The 17,478-nt window shown below is 59.8% G+C and carries 13 protein-coding genes and 2 pseudogenes; 7 read left to right on the top strand and 8 right to left on the bottom strand.

All coding sequences use genetic code 11. The annotated features are described in order from the left end of the window. Nucleotides 1–15 precede the first annotated feature (15 nt). From AB7M26_RS05365 to AB7M26_RS05385, 5 genes and pseudogenes are all read left to right on the top strand, one after another. The gene (locus AB7M26_RS05365) at nucleotides 16–1,032 is read left to right on the top strand and encodes an AraC family transcriptional regulator (RefSeq protein WP_057396521.1); all 1,017 of its coding nucleotides are present in this window, start codon (nucleotides 16–18) and stop codon (nucleotides 1,030–1,032) included. Nucleotides 1,033–1,546: 514 nt separating this feature from the next. Further along, a complete protein-coding gene (locus tag AB7M26_RS05370) occupies nucleotides 1,547–2,449 on the top strand; it encodes a LysR family transcriptional regulator (RefSeq protein ID WP_429388239.1) in 903 nt (300 codons plus the stop codon). Between the two features lie 129 nt (nucleotides 2,450–2,578). Further along, nucleotides 2,579–3,205: a glutathione S-transferase family protein gene (locus AB7M26_RS05375; RefSeq protein WP_123495612.1), complete on the top strand. Its 627-nt coding sequence runs from the start codon at nucleotides 2,579–2,581 to the stop codon at nucleotides 3,203–3,205. Nucleotides 3,206–3,268: 63 nt separating this feature from the next. Beyond that, nucleotides 3,269–4,222 (top strand): annotated as a pseudogene (locus tag AB7M26_RS05380) (pyridoxamine 5'-phosphate oxidase family protein); the annotation flags it as partial. Nucleotides 4,223–4,673: 451 nt separating this feature from the next. Further along, nucleotides 4,674–5,051, top strand: coding sequence for a DUF6124 family protein (locus AB7M26_RS05385; protein WP_123495616.1), 378 nt, complete (start codon nucleotides 4,674–4,676; stop codon nucleotides 5,049–5,051). Nucleotides 5,052–5,200: 149 nt separating this feature from the next. Here AB7M26_RS05385 and AB7M26_RS05390 read toward each other — a convergent pair whose 3' ends face one another. Genes AB7M26_RS05390 through AB7M26_RS05425 form a run of 8 tightly spaced genes read right to left on the bottom strand, consistent with a single transcriptional unit; the run spans nucleotide 5,201 to nucleotide 14,189 of the window. Then, nucleotides 5,201–6,331 (bottom strand): glycosyltransferase family 4 protein, encoded by a 1,131-nt coding sequence (locus AB7M26_RS05390; protein ID WP_123495618.1) that lies wholly within the window; start codon nucleotides 6,329–6,331, stop codon nucleotides 5,201–5,203. Beyond that, complete coding sequence (locus tag AB7M26_RS05395) at nucleotides 6,332–7,462, bottom strand: glycosyltransferase family 4 protein (RefSeq protein ID WP_123495620.1); 1,131 nt, start codon at nucleotides 7,460–7,462, stop codon at nucleotides 6,332–6,334. Next, nucleotides 7,446–8,813 carry a glycosyltransferase family 4 protein gene (locus AB7M26_RS05400; RefSeq protein WP_123495622.1) on the bottom strand — a complete coding sequence of 456 codons (1,368 nt, stop codon included), beginning with the start codon at nucleotides 8,811–8,813 and terminating at the stop codon, nucleotides 7,446–7,448. The genes AB7M26_RS05395 and AB7M26_RS05400 overlap by 17 nt, the downstream gene beginning before the upstream one ends. After that, nucleotides 8,810–10,063 (bottom strand): ABC transporter ATP-binding protein, encoded by a 1,254-nt coding sequence (locus AB7M26_RS05405; RefSeq protein WP_063342039.1) that lies wholly within the window; start codon nucleotides 10,061–10,063, stop codon nucleotides 8,810–8,812. The genes AB7M26_RS05400 and AB7M26_RS05405 overlap by 4 nt, the downstream gene beginning before the upstream one ends. After that, nucleotides 10,063–10,860, bottom strand: coding sequence for an ABC transporter permease (locus AB7M26_RS05410; RefSeq protein WP_123495624.1), 798 nt, complete (start codon nucleotides 10,858–10,860; stop codon nucleotides 10,063–10,065). The genes AB7M26_RS05405 and AB7M26_RS05410 overlap by 1 nt, the downstream gene beginning before the upstream one ends. Further along, a complete protein-coding gene (locus AB7M26_RS05415) occupies nucleotides 10,861–12,303 on the bottom strand; it encodes a mannose-1-phosphate guanylyltransferase/mannose-6-phosphate isomerase (protein WP_123495626.1) in 1,443 nt (480 codons plus the stop codon). A gap of 3 nt (nucleotides 12,304–12,306) precedes the next feature. Beyond that, nucleotides 12,307–13,278, bottom strand: coding sequence for a GDP-mannose 4,6-dehydratase (gene gmd, locus AB7M26_RS05420; protein ID WP_030132531.1), 972 nt, complete (start codon nucleotides 13,276–13,278; stop codon nucleotides 12,307–12,309). Beyond that, nucleotides 13,275–14,189 carry a GDP-mannose 4,6-dehydratase gene (locus tag AB7M26_RS05425; protein ID WP_123495628.1) on the bottom strand — a complete coding sequence of 305 codons (915 nt, stop codon included), beginning with the start codon at nucleotides 14,187–14,189 and terminating at the stop codon, nucleotides 13,275–13,277. The genes gmd and AB7M26_RS05425 overlap by 4 nt, the downstream gene beginning before the upstream one ends. A 404-nt stretch (nucleotides 14,190–14,593) precedes the next feature. Here AB7M26_RS05425 and AB7M26_RS05430 point away from each other — a divergent pair, with 404 nt between their 5' ends. Together AB7M26_RS05430 and AB7M26_RS05435 are read left to right on the top strand one after the other, a co-directional pair. Then, nucleotides 14,594–16,195 (top strand): glycosyltransferase, encoded by a 1,602-nt coding sequence (locus AB7M26_RS05430; RefSeq protein ID WP_123495630.1) that lies wholly within the window; start codon nucleotides 14,594–14,596, stop codon nucleotides 16,193–16,195. Further along, nucleotides 16,189–17,466 (top strand): annotated as a pseudogene (locus AB7M26_RS05435) (glycosyltransferase); the annotation flags it as partial. The gene AB7M26_RS05430 and the pseudogene AB7M26_RS05435, both read left to right, overlap by 7 nt. Nucleotides 17,467–17,478: the final 12 nt, after the last annotated feature.

Consider the following 17,478-nt stretch of genomic DNA (forward strand, 5'->3'; position numbering starts at 1 on the left):
ACCCAAAGAGGCCCGATGAGCCAGCCTTTGTATAGGCGCGTGGTGCCCGAGACCTACGTGCAACTGCTCTATGAATACCTGGAGGCGCTCGGTCATGAGCCCGAGTCGGTGCTTGGCCAGCCCTGGCCCACACCTGCCCAGGAGGGTGTCGGCGGCGTTGACGTGGAATGCTGGGATCGCCTGCTGGTGACGGCGGCGCAGGCACTGGACGACCCGCTGCTGGGCCTACACGTCGGTCAAACCATCAGCGCCCGGCATATCGGTGTGCTCGGCTCGGTGCTGCTGGCCTGCGGTAATCTCGGTACGGCTCTGCAACGCCTGGAGCGCTACATTCGCCTGGTGTACGACGTCATTCCCATGACTCGCCGCGACGGCGACGGCTGGTTCGAACTGGTCTGGGATGTCAGCCAGTACCAGCCCGGACCCTTGGTGAATGAAACCGGTATGGTTGCCATAGTGCAGTTCTGCCGTGCCCTAGTGCGCGGCACGGCCAACCCGTTGCGAATCGATTTCAATCATCCCAGCCCCCTCGACACCAGCCCGTACGAAGCCTTCTTCGGCTGCCCGGTACGCTTCGGTCAGGCCGAGGCGGTCCTGCGTTTCTCCGCGCAACTGCTCGAACTGCCCTTTAAGAGCCCCGACCCGGCGCTGGTCTCCCTGTTGGAACAACATGCGGATCGCCTGCTGGCCCAGTTGCCACAGCAGGATGAATTCGTGGAACAGCTGCGCAAGACCATCACCCATGCCTTGCGCGAAGGTGAGCCGAGCATAGAGCGGATAAGTCCCCAACTGGGCACCTCGTCACGCACGCTACAGCGCCGTCTACAAGAGGCCGGCACCAGCTTTCGCTATGAGCTGAACTTGGTCCGCCACGAACTAGCGTTGTCGTACCTGCGCGATCCACGCCTGCAAATCGTGGATATCGCCATGCTGCTGGGCTATTCGGAGCACAGCGCCTTCACTCGCGCCTTCAAGGAGTGGAGTGGAAGGTCGCCCCATGAGGCGAGGCAACTCAACTCGGAGAGTTACTGAGCGGGGAGTCCATGGAATTAGGGAAGGCTTCGGGAGCAGGCTCAGTCTCTGTTCGGCCTCGGGACATCAGGCCCTTTTTGAGTGGTCCATTGAGTGGCCGCTGAGCGTTTCGTTATCAGGGCTTGAATCTGCGCTAGCGTGTTGCGAAGACACGTTGGCGGCCCCCGAAGACTCGATGCAACCATCAGAGATATGAGGTCCAGTAGAGGTCGATTTCTTCGACAGTGAGAGCCCGGGCTGCTGGGTTCATCCCGAATAGCGGGCAGGACATCCACTCTTGGAATCTCAGAAGTGGCTGTAAGGCCCGCCGTTCCTGGGCTAGACAGTTTTTATTCTCTAGCGTATTTGTCCGAGTCACGGTTTTTGGGGCTCGCGACAGTTTTGCATTTCCTCCGAATCGGGCTGAAGGCCACGGAAACTGGGCGTCTTTTGCGACAGTTTTAATTCTCTAAATCCACAATAAAAATCGCAGCCTACGGTTGCGATTTTTTTATCTGAATAAAGGACATGCCCGATGGACCGCTTCCAGGAAATGCAAGTCTTCGCCACCGTCGCCCAGGAACAAGGCTTCTCGGCGGCGGCGCGGCGTTTGGGGATGTCGGCGGCCAGTGTCACCCGCGCCGTGGCGGCGCTGGAAAAACGCATTGGCACCCAATTGCTGACACGTACCACCCGCAGCGTGCATTTGAGCGAGGCGGGTCAGCGTTATCTGGAGGATTGTCGGAGAATTCTCACCGAGGTGCAGGAAGCGGAGGATTCGGCGGCCGGAAGCCACGCCCAACCCCGTGGGCAACTGACGATCACGGCGCCGGTGTTGTTCGGTGATCTGTTCGTTACGCCGGTCATGGTCGGTTACTTGTCTCAATTTCCTGAAGTCAGCATCAACGCTCTACTGGTCGACCGGGTGGTGAGTATGGTCGAGGAGGGCATCGATGTGGCTGTGCGCATCGGTGAGTTGCCTGACAGCAATCAACATGCAATTCGCGTGGGCGAAGTGCGGCGGGTGATCTGCGCGTCCCCCGGATTCCTGACTGACCATGGTCGGCCCCGGCATCCTGCAGATTTAAGCGCAGGTCCGATCATCGCTACGTCGTCCATCGGTCAGCACAGACGCTGGCCGTTCCTTGATGCGGGAGAGCCGATCAGCATTCGTCTGGAACCGCGCCTTGTGGTCACCGCCAATCAGGCAGCTATCACGGCCGCCGCCATGGGGCTGGGACTGACTCGAGTGCTGTCGTATCAAGTGGCGAGCAAAGTCGCGGCCGGTGAGCTGGAAATCGTTCTGGCTGACTTCGAACTGCCGCCATTGCCCATTCATGTGGTCTACCAGGGTGGGCGCAAAGCCCCGGTGCGGGTCCGTAGTTTTGTGGACTTCGTGGTGAACGTACTGCGCGAACCCCCGGCCCTGCATGGCTGAGGGTTATTGCACTGGCTGAAATAATGGATTGCGTTGGCTGGTTATTCTGTTGTTTTGGTTGCGGATGGAAGATGGCCCCCTATCGGCGCTGATCTTCCTGGACGGCGCCACCACCCAGCGGAGTCGACCATGCAAGCGATCAAACTCTACAACTTCCCCCGCTCTGGCCACGCTCACCGTGTGGAGCTGATGCTGTCTTTGTTGCAACTGCCGACCGAGCTGATCTTCGTCGATTTGGCCAAGGGCGCCCACAAGCAAGCGGATTTTCTGGCGCTCAACCCGTTTGGGCAGGTGCCGGTGATTGATGATCAAGGCGTGGTGCTGGCCGATTCCAACGCGATTCTGGTCTACCTTGCGCTGAAATACGGCAACGGTCGCTGGCTGCCAACCGACCCGGTCGGTGCGGCCAAGGTTCAGCGCTGGTTGTCGGTCGCCGCCGGGCCGATTGCCTTCGGCCCGGGCAGGGCAAGGCTGATCACCGTATTTGGTGCGCCTTACAACGCGCAAGAGGTGATCGCTTACGCCCACAGCTGGCTCAAAGTGATCGATCAGGAACTGGGCGCAACGCCCTATCTGGCCGGTGGCGAGCCGACCATCGCCGACATCGCCGCGTACAGCTACATCGCCCATGCCCCGGAAGGCAATGTGTCGCTGGATGACTACCCCAACATTCGGGCCTGGCTGACACGGGTTGAAGCCTTGCCAGGGTTTGTCGGCATGCCACGCACCGTCGCTGGTTTGCAAAAAACTGCCTGATGTTCACAGCCCGCCTCAGTCGGGCTGTTCTTGTTGCGCGATGAGCGCAGGGGAGAAGTCGTTATGGAACGTTCACCTTGGCACGCAGGCGAGACACAGTTGCAGGCTCGTGTGGGTGTCGCCGAGCGAATGGAGGAGTTAGGTCGTAGGGTGATTCGCAGCGAGATGCCGGATCAGCACCGCACCTTCTATCAGCAACTGCCGTTCATGCTGTACGGCGCGGTGGATGCTGACGGCAACCCTTGGGCCAGCATTCTGGAAGGGGCGCCAGGTTTTGCCCATTCTCCAGAGCCTGCGCTGTTGCAGTTCGCCAGCCTGCCTGGCCACGACGACCCCGCGCAATTGCAAGAGGGAGCGGCGATCGGTCTGCTCGGTATTGAGCTGCACACGCGACGTCGCAACCGTCTCAATGGCCGAGTTGGCGCTGTGACTGCGAGCGGCTTCGAGGTGACGGTGCAGCAATCTTTCGGCAATTGCCCGAAATACATTCAATTGCGCCAATTTCGCTCGGTGCCCTTGGCGGATCCGGCGACCCGTGTCGCGCAGCACCTCAACGGGCTGGATGACGCGGCCAAAGCCATGATTGCCGGCGCCGATACCTTCTTTGTCGCCAGTTATGTGGACGTCGATGGCCAACGCTCGGTGGACGTTTCTCACCGGGGTGGCCAGGCCGGTTTCGTCCGGGTAGAAGGCAATCGCCTGACCATCCCGGACTTCGCCGGCAACCTGTTCTTCAATACGTTGGGCAACCTGCTAATCAATCCTCGAGCCGGTTTGCTGTTCATCGATTTCGATTCGGGTGACTTGCTGCACCTCAGCGGTCGCACGCAAATCATCCTCGAAGGCCCGCAAGTCGAAGCCTTTCAAGGGGCCGAGCGGTTGTGGACATTCGAGGTGGAGCGCGTGGTGCGACGGCCCGCGGCACTGGCCTTGCGTTGGCGCTTTGACGGCGTGTCACCCACCAGTTTGTTGACCGGGACCTGGGCGCAGGCGAATGCGCGCTTGCAAAGCTCAAGCCGGAGCTGTAACCCAGAAAATCCACTGTAGGAGCGAGGCTTGCCCGCGAAGACTTTCTCACATTCAGCATTGAGGTCGACTGACACGCCGCCATCGCGAGCAGGCTCGCTCCCACATTTGATCGTGGTCGTCCTACAGACCGAGTGATTTTTGGGGATGTTTCCGACAAGTTTTGACGGTTGTCGGTCGGAAATGGGGTGGATAGGCTTTGGGGGTCGCTGCACATCAGCGATCGGGTGTCGCAGTCCGTTCAGTTCATTTGGTGCATAATCGCCGGCCCAAACCACAGCGCTTCGGTGCTAGTCGTTTGCTTAATGGCGGCTGTGCGCGGGATACCTTCGGGTATGCCGAGTTTCCGAATGGCTCGGTCTGCGACCCCGCGTACAGCTGCCTCCTTCAAATCGCGTCGCAGCGATCGGTGGCGGTAAAACCTTTCATTCGGAGTGTCATCATGTTCAAAGCAACACCGAATCCCCCAGAAACCGACGACGTTTCCCCCTACGAATCCCTCGATTCAAAAAAACTCCACGAAGCCGCTAACCGCGCGCTCGATCACTACCTCAACCCCTCTGCACTCAAATCCCCCACGGCCCGCAAACCGAGCACGATGTATATGGTCGCGCCGGATATCAAAGACGAAGACCTGTTGGCCCACACCTGTGAATCGTTGGCCCAGGCCAGTGTGATGGCGAGTGATTTTGCGGGGTATCTGGAAGGGCCGCATCGGTATACGGCGATGGCGATTCAACAGATCGTCATGCTGGCAGAACTGGCGGTGAACCGGATGCTGGATAACGTCGCCATACCAAAACCTGCGCCACACAGCTGATCCCCTGTAGATGCGAACTGTGGCGAGGGAGCTTGCTCCCGCTTGAGTGCGCAGCACTCACAAGATCTTTGGTATATCAGAGATTTTGGGGCCGCTACGCAGCCCAGCGCGAGCAAGCTCGCTCGCCACAAAAGCCCGGTCCCGCAGGTTTAGGCGTAGGACAGGGATTTTTCTTCCAGCAGTTCTTCGTACAACGTCGTCCACTTGCGACCCATTTCTTCAGCCGTGAACAACTGCCGATAACGCGCCTCTGCCTTCACGCCCATTTCGGCTGCAAGCGTCGGGTTTTCCCAGAGTGTGCGCATGGCGTCACGGAACGCCTGTGGATGACTCGGCGGCACCACCAGCCCGGTTTCGTTGTGGATGTTGATGTAGCTGGTGCCGGTGCCGATTTCGCTGGAGATCATCGGTTTGCCGTACATCGCGCCTTCGAGCAGCGAAATGCCGAACGCTTCGGAGCGCAGGTGCGACGGAAATACGATGGCGTAACTCAGTTGCAGCAGCGCGACTTTGTCTTCGTCGCCAAGACGCCCCAGAAAGTGAATATTGCGCAAACCCAACGCTGCGGCCTGGGCGTGCAGTTCGGCTTCCAGCGGCCCGGCACCAACGATTACCACCGGGTAATCCACGTCTTTCAAGGCGTCGAGCAGAATGTGCAGGCCTTTGTAATAGCGCATCACGCCCACAAACAGGAAAAACTTATCCCCAAGCTTTTGCCGCCAATGGTCCATGCGTTCGTTATCGGCCTGTGGATAACCGGCTTTGTTCAGGCCGTAGGGAATGACGCGGGTCTTGTCCTGAAACTGCTGCAACACATCACTGGTGTGCAGATAGTTGGGGGACGCGGCGACGATCCGGTCGGCGCTGGCAAGAAAGCGGTTCATCAGTGGCCGGTAAAGTTTGAGCAGGTGCTTCTGGCGAATGATGTCCGAGTGGTAGGTCACTACGCTGGGTTTGTTCATGGCGCTGAAGAAATGCACCAGATCCATGAACGGCCACGGGAAGTGGTAATTGACCACGTCTGCCTCAGCGGCCATTTCGCGAAATTGCTTGAAGACGCTGTAAGAAAAGCCTGTGGAAGCGAACTGAATGTCGAGTTTGGCCCGATGGACTTCGTGCTGCCCGAGTTGCACCACCGGCGGTGTCGGATCGGCACTGAGAGTCAACACCTGACTTTCAATGCCATGCTGGGCGCCGCTTTCACATAACTGGAAGATGACTTGTTCGATCCCGCCGACCGAGTCAGGCAGGTACGTCTTGAAAAAATGAAGAACTCGCATTCAACCTCCCATAGCCTGGCGGTAGGCGCGGGCGGTGATCTTCGCGCAGCGCTCCCAGGAAAAAAGCCTTGCCTGCTGCAATCCGGCTTTTCGGCATGCCTGCCAATGTGTTTGATCGTCGATCAGACGGCGCATGGCATCGCGCAAGCCGTCTGGATCGTCGGGTTCAATATAGTTGCCCGCAACGCCTGCGACTTCGGGCATGGCCGAACGTCGGGTCAGGATGACCGGCGTGCCGCTGGCCATGGCCTCCAGCACCGGTAGGCCGAAGCCTTCATAGCGCGACGGGAAAATCAGCGCCCGGGCGCCGGCCAACAGCTGCGCGACCTGCTCGTCGGGCAGGTAACCGAGCAAACACACATGACCATTGGCCAATGCCTGGCGCAGCTCATCGTTGAATTGTTCACGCTGCCAGCCGGCCATGCCCACGATCAATAACGGAAAGCGCTGACGCAATGCTTCCGGAAGTTGGGCGTGGGCGCGCAGGGCCAGGGTCAGGTTCTTGCGTGGTTCCAGCGTGCCGACGCAGAGAAAATAATCCCGCATCTCGACCCCGTGGGCCTTGAGCATCGCATCGATGGCCTCGGGTTCGCGTGGGTGGAAACGTGCAGCCACGCCCAGCGGGGCAACTACAAAACGCTCGGCCGGCAGTGCGAACCAGGCTTGAGCCTCGTCGGCAATGTACTGCGAGTCGGTGAGAATCAGCTGCGCCTGTTGCACGCCATCGGCCAGTCGCCGCTCGATTTCTCGCAGGCGCGCCGGTGGTTGCGTCTCGGGATAGTGCAGGTGTGTCAGGTCATGCAGAGTGATGACCGTCGGGCCGTCGAACGACAACGGCCACAGACTGGGTTCGTGATAAAGGTCGATCGCCTGGGCGCGGCCTTGATCAAAGCGTTTCTGCGCCAGCCAGCGTCGAGCCTGATACGCCCCCGGTATCTGCCGCAGCAACGGCGTCAGTCGCGAGTAGCCCGGCATGGCAGCATCGGGTAGCGAAGAACTCCAGCCCCAGCCATGGAACAGCGACAACTCGACATCGGGCTCACCGGCCAGGGCATTCACCAGTTCGGCGACGTAATGGCCTATGCCGGTGCGCGGGGCCTGGAGGATTCGGGCGTTAAGGGCAATTCGCATGTTGCCTCTCTTGCACGACGGGGGTTTCCACAAGGTTGCGCAGGGTTCGTTCGGCCAGTTGCGCACTGGCTTCACGCCAGCCAATCCAGCGCCAGTCCGCCACATCGCGGGCGGCCGGGAATTGTTTGCTGCTCTCGAATCGGGCAACCAGATCGGCCAGGTTTTGTGGTTCGGCCAGGTCGAAGTACGCCATGAACTCGCCGCCTATTTCGCGGAAGACCGGGATGTCACTGCCCATGGCCGGCAAACCACGCTGCATGGCTTCTACCAGTGGCAGGCCGAAGCCTTCGACGTAGGACGGAAACACCAGCGCACTGGCGTGGGAATAGGCATGTTCGAGGCTGGTGTCGCTCAGGTCGTTAAACATGAACAACCGCCTGTTCAGCTCCGGGTGATTGCGCACCCGGGCGAGCAGGGCATCGCACTTCCAGCCAATGCGCCCGGCGATGCACAGACGGGCGGTGGAGCCTGCGGCCCAGGCGAGTTCGAAGGCGTCTAGCAAGTAGTCGTGGTTCTTGCGCGGCTCGATGGTGCTGACCATCAGGAACACCGGTTCGGGGGTATCGAACAGGCGGGTCAGTCGTGTTTCGACAGCGGCGGTTTCTTCGCGCAGGTCCAGCTCCGAGCCCAGGTGAAAGTAGTCGAACCACAAGGAGTCGGCTTTGGCAGGGCCGACGCGACGATGCAATTCTTCGCGCACCTGATCGCGCACCGTGGCGGAAATCGCCACGTAGCCGTCGGCGGTTTTGGCGATCCAGTCGAACCACTCGTTGAAAATCCGCACCAGTCGCGTGTCGTAGAACTGCGGGTGGGTCAGGGGAATCAGGTCGTAGATCACCGAGACAATGCCCACGCCTTCGCGTTTGAGTTGTTCGGCCAACGGGAAGAAATCGGCGTGCCAGGACGAATCCAGCAACACGAGTTGATCACCCGGTTGATGCTGCAGCGGCGAGCAACGTTTGGGCAGTTGATAGTGATTGATCCGGTCAATCAGGCGCAGCGGTACGCTGAAACCCGCCAGCGCCGTGAGGCGGTAAGCCGCGTACAGCGCGCGCCGGGTCCATCGCGAGGTGCAGCGTTTGTCGAGGCGCTGGTGCAGTTGCCAGTAACGATGGGCCAATCGCTCCAGGCGCCCACCGAACTCCATCAGCCCATTGAAAAGCGGTGTGTCCAAAGGGGCCAGACTCAACACCCGGTAGAGCTTGCCCTTAAGCATCACCACCGGGATGCACTCAACGCCATCGACGCGTTCAGACAACTGATTGATGACGTTGCGCACCACCCGCTGAATGCCCGAATTGACCTTGGGGTGCTGGAACACGTACGTGCATTCCACCAGTAGACGGGTCATGGCGTGTGCTCCGAAACAATCGATTCGGCCGCGCGAGTGATGGTGGTTTTCGCCGCCAGCCACGAGCAGCCGACGAAGTCTTCGTGTCGGTTGTTGATCACATGGAACACCAGGCCGTAGTCGCGCCACTCGAAATTGCGGTCCAGGTGCGAGTCCAGTCGCGACAGGCTCAGGGCCACGGAATAGTTGCCCTTGCCCAGGCCCATGACGAAGGCAAAGCGGTAGGTCAGCCGCTCGCCGGCCTGCAGATCGGTGAGGGCGAGGTCCTGACGATGGGTATTGATGCCGTACATGGCCTGGCCCAGGCGATCCTTGATCATGAAACCCAGCACCAGGCGTTCGATGTCCTGGCGCACTTCGACTTGCACCTCAAGCACGACCGGCTGGCCGACTTCGGCGGCATCGATGGCACGTTCGCGCTCATCGAGCATGCGCACGCTGAGGATCCCGGCTTCACCGGTGCCGGAAACGGTTTGCACCTGGCCGTCCGCGAGCATTTCCTGACGCACCGTCTGGCCTTCGCGCTCGGCGAGCAGGGCGTTGTAGTAGTCCATGACGGCTTCGGGCTTGCCATGCATGGCCATGCGGCCGTTCTCCAAGAGAATCGCCGAGTCGCAGATCGACTGAATCGCCGAGCGGTCGTGGGACACGATCAGCAATGTGGTGCCGGCCCTGCGAAAGCTGCGGATGCGTTCGAAGCTCTTGTGCTGGAAGTAGGCGTCGCCCACTGACAGCGCTTCGTCGACGATCAGGATATCCGGGCGCCGCGCGGTGGCCACGCTGAACGCCAGGCGCATCTGCATGCCGCTGGAGTAGGTACGCACCGGGTGGTCGATGGCTTCGCCGATCTCCGCGAAATGTTCGATCTGTGGCATCAGGGCTTCGATTTCTTCGACCTGCATGCCCAGCAGTTGCCCGGCCATGATCGCGTTTTGTCGACCAGTGAACTCCGGGTGAAAGCCCATGCCCAGTTCCAGCAGGGCGGCGACGCGGCCTTCGAGCTGGATCTGTCCACAGGTGGGTTGGGTGGTGCCGGTGATCATCTTCAGCAAGGTACTTTTGCCGGCACCGTTGACCCCGACGATGCCCACCGCTTCACCGGGAGCGATTTCGAATGCCACGTCTTGCAGCACCCAGTGCTGGCGATGGCGGATCGGCGAAAACGGGATCAGCCACTCGGCCAGTCGGCTCCAGCGCGTGGGGTATTGCTTGTAGGCCTTGCCCAGGCCGGTCACGCGTATGTGTCCCATCAGAGTTCATCCACCATTTCGCCGACCCGCTGACGAAACAGTCGCAGCCCGATCACGCAGAACAACACACCGATCACGAAAATCGGCAGCAGCGAACTCCAGACCGGCCATTGGCCGTAGAGGAACAGGTTCTGGTAACTGCCCATCAGGTTCGTCAGCGGGTTGAGTTGCAACAGCCGCTGGACCCACTCGGGCAGGATGCTCAACGGGTACACGATCGGGGTCAGCCAGAACCAGAATTGCAGGCAGATGGCGAAAAGTTGCCCGACATCGCGAAAGAACACATTCAACACGCCGAGGATCATCCCCAGGCCGGCGCAGAACATGACTTGCAGCGCGATCAGCGGCAGCAACGCCAGCAGGGCCATGCCCGGCAAGCGCCCGGTGATCAGCAGAAAGCCCAGGAACAGCCCGATGATGATCGCGAAGTTGATGCCGGCATTGAACAGCACGATCACCGGCAGGCAGATTCTCGGGAAGCTGATTTTCTTCAGCAGGTTGGCGTTTTCCAGAAACATGTTCTGGCTGCGCAGGGTGATTTCCGAAAACAGCCCCCAAGTCAGCAACCCGGCGCAGAGGTAGATGCTATAGGCCATGCCGTCATCCACACCCGGCAAGCGTGCGCGCATGATGTGGGAAAAAATCACCGTGTAGACGACGATCATCGACAGCGGGTTGAGTACGGTCCATAGGGCACCGAACAGTGAATTGCGATAACGCGCTTGAAACTCTCGCTTGACGCTACCGAGGATGAAACCTCGATAGCTCCACAGCGAGCGATATAGGGAAAGCACCATTCAAACCGTCCTGCCGTATTGGTCTTCGAAGCGAACGATATCGTCCTCCCCCAGGTATTCACCGCTTTGCACTTCGATGATGACCAGGTCGATCACGCCGGGGTTTTCCAGACGGTGCCTGTGCCCGGCGGCAATGAATGTCGATTCGTTCTTGGCCACCAGGTGCGAACCGGAACCGTTGTTGGTGACCTTGGCCATGCCTTCGACCACGACCCAGTGTTCATTGCGGTGATGGTGCATTTGCAGTGACAACTTGGCGCCGGGTTTGACCACGATACGTTTGATCTTGAAGCGAGGACCTTCCTCGAGCACGGTGTAAGTGCCCCACGGTCGGTTGACTGTGCGGTGCAGGCGATAGGCTTCGTGTTTTTTGTCCTTGAGCTGCCGGGCCACCCGGCGCACATCCTGGGCGCGGTCGGCATGGGCGACCAGCACCGCGTCGGCGGTGTCGATGATGATCAGGTTATCCACACCCACTGCGGCGACCAACCGGTCTTCGCTCTGGATGAAGTTGTTGTGGCTGTCGATGAAGATCGCATCGCCGCTGGCGCGATTATTCTGCGCATCGGCCGGCACCAGTGCGGCCACGGCGCCCCAGGAACCGATGTCGCTCCAATCGAAATTGGCCGGTACCACGACCACTTTGTCGGAGCGCTCCATCAAGGCGTAGTCGATGGAGATGTCGGTGATGTCGGCGAAGTGCGTTGGCGACAGTTCCTGTTGCAGGCAACCGCCGGTTTCCACCGGCGCACTGGCCGCCATGCAGGCCCGAGCTTGTTCAAGTAGTGCGGGGGCGTGAAGGTGCAGCTCGGCCAGCAGCGTGGCGATCGAGAAGCAGAACATCCCCGAATTCCACAGGAAGTTACCGCTCTCCAGATAATGCGTGGCGGTTTGCAGGTCGGGTTTCTCGACGAAGCGTTGCACCTTGGCGGCGCCTTTGTCGTCCAGCGGGGCACCGGTTTCGATGTAGCCGAAGCCGGTTTCCGGGGCTGTCGGCACGACGCCGAACGTCACCAGATGACCAGCCTTGGCCAGCGCCACAGCGTGCTCGACCGCGCTTTTCAAGGCGTCTTCGTTGAGAATCAGATGGTCGGCGGGCATCACCACCATGATCGCTTCGTCGCCGTGCAGGGCTTGTAGCGAAAGGGCTGCCGCCGCGATGGCCGGGGCTGTGTTGCGGCCCGTCGGCTCGAGCAGAAAATGCCCGCGATGGCGCTCCAGGCGCGCCTCCTGATAGTGATCCTTGCTCTGGAAGTAATAGTCGCGGTTGGTCACCGTGACGATATCGCCCCAGCCATCGAGCAAACTGGCCGCACGCCGATAGGTCTTGCTCAGCAGCGACTGTCCGTCGGGCAGGGTCATGAACGGCTTGGGATGGCCTTCGCGGGACACCGGCCACAACCGGGTGCCGGCACCACCGGAGAGAATCACGGGAATCAGCATGGCCTACTCCTTGGCAACGCGTTTCATGTCCGCATCCATCATCATGCGGATCAAGGTATCCAGATCGGTTTTTGGCTTCCAGCCCAGTACGCGCTGGGCCTTGGCCGGGTTGCCAAGCAGCACTTCTACCTCGGCCGGGCGGAAAAACGCCGGGTCGATCTTCACGTAGTCGCGGTAGTTGAGGCCGATGTGATCAAAGGCGATGCGGCACATTTCGCGCACGGTGGTGGTCACGCCGGTGGCGACCACATAATCGTCAGGCTTGTCCTGTTGCAGCATCAGCCACATGGCTTCGACGTAGTCGCCGGCGAAGCCCCAATCGCGTTTCGCGTCGATGTTGCCCAGGCGCAGTTCCTGCTGTTTGCCCTGTTTGATGCGGGCGGCGGCGTCGGTGACTTTACGGGTCACGAACTCGATGCCGCGCAGCGGTGATTCGTGGTTGAACAGGATCCCGCTGCTGGCGTGCAGGTTGAAGCTTTCGCGATAGTTCACCGTGATCCAGTGGCCATAGAGTTTGGCCACGCCGTAAGGGCTGCGCGGATAAAACGGCGTGTTTTCATCCTGCTGTTCGGCCTGAATCAAGCCGAACATTTCGCTGGTGGACGCTTGATAGAAGCGGGTGTGCGGACTGAACTGGCGGATCGCTTCGAGCAGGTGAGTCACGCCCAGGCCGTCGACGATGCCGGTGGTCACCGGTTGATCCCAGGAGGCGGCGACAAAGCTTTGCGCCGCCAGGTTGTAAACCTCATCCGGTGCCGATTTGATTACGGCGCGCTGCACCGAGCAGGCATCGGCCATATCGCCATCCAGATAGACGATATCGCCCTCGATCCCCGTCTCGCGCAGTCGCCAACGTGAATCGCTGCTGCGCCGTGCCACCAGGCCATGGACTTTATAACCTTTGTCGAGCAGCAACTTGGCCAGATAGGCGCCGTCCTGACCGGTGATCCCTGTGATCAATGCACTTTTTGTCATTCTTGTCGTACTCGCTTCTCCCAGTCGGACAGGATCGCCCGCAGGGATTGTTGTGTTGTGATTTCAGGCGTCCATCCTGTGGTCTGGGCAAGCTTGGCATGGCTGCCACAAACGCGACGCTGATCCGCGCGGCGAAGACGCGCCGGATCCTGAATCAGTTGCACATCGACCTGGGCGAGATCCCCCAGCTGTTCGATCAAACTGCGAATGCTCTGCTCGCGCCCCGAGCAAATGTTGTAGACCTGTCCCGACATACCTTTTTCCAGCAAGGCGAAGTAGGCCGACACCACGTCGCCCACATCGAGGAAATCGCGAGTGACGTCAATGTCACCGACTTCCAGTTGCGGTGTTTGCAGGCCTTGCTTGATTCGGCTGATCTGCCGCGCCGCGCTGGCAATGACGAAGCTGTCCTTCTGCCCGGTGCCGATATGGTTGAACGGGCGAGCGACCAGCACCGGCCAGCTTTCGCTCAGGCCCCATTGCAGGCTCAGGAACTCCGCCGACAGTTTGCTCACGGCATAAGGATTGCGCGGGCAGGGTGGCTGGCGTTCGGTGATGGGCAGATCGGCTTCGTTGACCTGGCCATAGACGTCACCGGAGCTGACGTACAGGAACGTACCGGCGAAGCCACGGGCTTTTAGGGCTTGAAGCAGGTTAAGGGTGCCCAGCAGATTGATATTCAGCGTACGTGCCGGATCACGAAAGGCTTCGGGGACGAAGGTCTGGCCGGCCAGATGAATGACCGCGTCGGGCATCTCCGGCCACAGGCCTTCAAGGCTTTCTGGCTGTACGAGATCGTAACGGGAAGGGGCAGGCAGCAGTTCCCATTCCGAGGCATCAGCCTTCAGACGAGATTGGATGTGTTGTCCTACGAATCCACTCAGACCCGTAACGAAAAGACGCTTTTTCAAGCCGCGGTCCCCTCAATTCTGAACTTCTGCCATTTCCCGCAGGCTTTAGGGAAAGTCTGTCAGACCGAAGAAAAACCTTCGTAGGAAGACAGGCGAAGTCGTTGTTGTAGTTGTTTGGTAGCCAATCTGTGCCAATTGCGCAGCAATTTCAATAAGTCCCACCGTGACCGGTCAGTTCTCGTTTTCGCAGGCCTTTTTATTCTCGCCGAGCGGTTCACGAACCCTTAATGGATGTGTTTAGAATGCCCCTCGTCACGATCGCCCAGGGTTCGGCAGGGTTATTTTGAAACTCCGCGAAACTGACCACTAAAACAAGAACGTAGACGGGTACGAAGACGATGGAAGAGCACAGGTGATACCTGGCTTTATCCGTTGCTGTTCCGTCATAAAGTGGGGCTGCCGGGATGGCAGTTTCATTGTGGGATGCTATGAATTTCATTCTTTACTCAGCCGTGCACGATAACCTGACTCGTCAAACAGTCGGTCATCCTCAATACGATTACGCGTTTATCCTCCAGGCTTACCGACGGGTGCTCGGGAGCTTTGGAAGCGTTCATATCGTGGCGTCGATCGCAGAGGTCAACCCCCTTGTCCGGCGACTGTCGCAAGAGCGTCAGGAAAGTATTTTCCTCTCGTTCGCCGCGCCACATGACACCCCCACTGACCTCAGTTGCCCGACTATTTGCGTGATGGCCTGGGAGTTCGACTCGATCCCCACTGGGCAAGAAAGCAGCGACCCGCAGCAAGACTGGCGTCGCATCCTTGGTATTCACGGTCGAGTCATCACGCTCTCGAGCCACGCCGCACGGGCGATCCGCAAAGCGTTGGGCGAGGACTTCCCGGTGCTGGTCCTGCCCGTGCCGCTTTGGCAAGCTTTCGCCATCGCCGGCGACCCCGTGCAGCCAGTGCCGATCAACCCGGGGACCACCGTTGATATCACCGGCTGCATTCTCGATACGCGGGTGCTTGGGCTGCACGCCGACGATCTGCTTCCGCCGGTACCTACCGCTGAAGAGCTGGCGCGCATTGAGGCGCTGAAACCTCCACCCTTGACGCCACATCGACGCTTCATCATTGCCAAGCACTATCTACGGGCCTGGATTAGGGACGTTGTTCGAGGGCCGTCACTGCCGGAGCGTGGCCATCGAATCCAGTATCTGAAGCAGTGGTATTGGGAAGGCGTCCAGGATCTTTTATCGGACACTTTGCGTTCACGGCTGGCCAGGTACCTGCCGGGCGTGGCGGGTCCGCTGCCTATACCTGCACCGCCAGCTCTCGATTTGCCGGACCTCGGCCAGCGGGCCGAAACCCGGGTCGATGGCGTGGTGTATATCAGCGTGTTCGACCCCAAGGATGGCCGCAGCAATTGGCCGCGATTGATCTCGGCGTTTTGTTGGGCGTTTCGTGAGACGTCGGACGCCACGCTGGTGTTGAGAATCACCCAGGCCGATCTTGCGGCTTATTACGTCGAAGTACTCACCGTGCTCAGGCAGCTCTCACCGTTTGCCTGTCGAGTGCTGGTATTGCATGGCGAACTGGATGAGTCGCAATCGGCACGGCTTTACCAGGCTGCGAGCTTCTACGTGAATGCCTCACATTGCGAGGGGGTGTGTCTTCCAGTGATGGAGTTCATGGCCCGCGGCACGCCGGCCATCGCGCCGGATCACAGTGCCATGGAGGACTACATCGACGAAACCGTGGCGTTTGTGGTCAAGTCCAGTGCCGAGCCTGCGGCCTGGCCTCAGGATGTCCGCACGCTTTATCGCACCCGGCAATATCGGCCGGATTGGGGCTCGCTGAAAATCGCGTTCCAGCAAAGTTACGCGATGGCCAAGGAACACCCACAGGCCTACGAGGCCATGTCGGGCGCTGCCATCGCGCGCATGCACGATTACTGTCTGGTCACTTCCTGGCAACCACGCCTTCTGGCATTTCTCGGACGGCCGATGGTGGGCGAGGTAGAAACGGCCTCGGCCGTCAACGTGGCGGATAACGCATCATGCTGATCCTGATTTATTCGGAAACCAATCAGAGCACCATCACCCAGAATCTTGGTCGTGCTGAATACAGTTACTATTTCGTACTCAAGGAATTTCGCCCGGTGCTCGAACGACTGGGCACGGTGCTGGAAGTCACCAACCCCGATGAGGAGGTCGACCGCCTTTACGGTGAATGCCTGGCCCGGAATGAAGAATGTGTGTTTCTGTCGTTCTCGCCTCCCCACCGCACTGCCACTCACTATGCGTGCCCGACCGTTCCGGTGTTTGCATGGGAATTCAGCACCATTCCGGACGAAAGCTGGTACGACGATCCGCGCAACGATTGGCGCAATGTTCTGGCGTCGACAGGTGCGGCGATCACCCATTCCAGCTACACGGTCAATGCGGTGCGCAATGCCATGGGCGCCGATTACCCCATCACTGCGATACCGTCTCCGGTGTGGGACCGGTTCTGTGCGCGGGGACGGCAATTGGAGCGACGGCCGCTGGCGGGTCAGGTCAGACTCAAGCTCAAGGGGCTGTTGGTCGATAGCCGGGCAGTCGATCTGCGGGCTTATGCTCCAGCGCCGTTGCGCACAGGCAGGGGCATTGATTTCAAGGCTCCGGCTGGCGAGCGAGAGCTGATGCTCGACGGCGTTGTCTACACGTCGGTGTTCAACCCCTGCGATGGCCGTAAAAATTGGGAGGATATGCTCAGCGCTTTTTGCGCCACATTCCGTGATGTGGAAGACGCGACGCTGGTTTTGAAGCTGACCCATTTCGATGCCGAGCAGGCGCTGAGCGGTCTGCTGCCCAAGCTGTACCAGAATCAGCCCTATCGTTGCCGGATCGTGTTGATCTACGGGTATCTGGCGGACCCCGATTACGAGCAGTTGGTGCAGGCAACCCGCTATGTGGTGAACACGTCGTATGGTGAGGGGCAGTGTCTGCCGCTGATGGAGTTCATGTCCTGCGGCAAACCCGCGGTGGCACCGTCGAACACGGCGATGGGTGACTACGTCGATGCCGATAACACCTTCATCATCGAGTCGACAGAAGAGCTGACCAACTGGCCTCATGATCCACGCTCTGCTTACCGCACGTTACGCTATACCGCCAATTGGGAGTCGCTGTGCCAGGCCTATCAGGCCAGTTATGACGTGGCCCGACACGACGACGACCGCTACGCGACCATGTCGGCCCATGCCATAGACCGGCTGGAGGCATTCTGCAGCCAGGACCGTACTTACACGCGGTTGAAAGCATTCATCGCCGATGTACTGGAACGCCACAAAGTTCACGGCAAACCT

This window comes from Pseudomonas sp. F-14 TE3482 (assembly GCF_053629455.1).

Coding starts and splice junctions, on each gene's coding strand:
- AB7M26_RS05365 (WP_057396521.1), top strand. CDS start 16: ATGAGCCAGCCTTTGTATAGGCGCGTGGTGCCCGAGACCTACGTGCAA.
- AB7M26_RS05370 (WP_429388239.1), top strand. CDS start 1,547: ATGGACCGCTTCCAGGAAATGCAAGTCTTCGCCACCGTCGCCCAGGAA.
- AB7M26_RS05375 (WP_123495612.1), top strand. CDS start 2,579: ATGCAAGCGATCAAACTCTACAACTTCCCCCGCTCTGGCCACGCTCAC.
- AB7M26_RS05385 (WP_123495616.1), top strand. CDS start 4,674: ATGTTCAAAGCAACACCGAATCCCCCAGAAACCGACGACGTTTCCCCC.
- AB7M26_RS05390 (WP_123495618.1), bottom strand. CDS start 6,331: ATGCGAGTTCTTCATTTTTTCAAGACGTACCTGCCTGACTCGGTCGGC.
- AB7M26_RS05395 (WP_123495620.1), bottom strand. CDS start 7,462: ATGCGAATTGCCCTTAACGCCCGAATCCTCCAGGCCCCGCGCACCGGC.
- AB7M26_RS05400 (WP_123495622.1), bottom strand. CDS start 8,813: ATGACCCGTCTACTGGTGGAATGCACGTACGTGTTCCAGCACCCCAAG.
- AB7M26_RS05405 (WP_063342039.1), bottom strand. CDS start 10,063: ATGGGACACATACGCGTGACCGGCCTGGGCAAGGCCTACAAGCAATAC.
- AB7M26_RS05410 (WP_123495624.1), bottom strand. CDS start 10,860: ATGGTGCTTTCCCTATATCGCTCGCTGTGGAGCTATCGAGGTTTCATC.
- AB7M26_RS05415 (WP_123495626.1), bottom strand. CDS start 12,303: ATGCTGATTCCCGTGATTCTCTCCGGTGGTGCCGGCACCCGGTTGTGG.
- gmd (WP_030132531.1), bottom strand. CDS start 13,278: ATGACAAAAAGTGCATTGATCACAGGGATCACCGGTCAGGACGGCGCC.
- AB7M26_RS05430 (WP_123495630.1), top strand. CDS start 14,594: ATGGCAGTTTCATTGTGGGATGCTATGAATTTCATTCTTTACTCAGCC.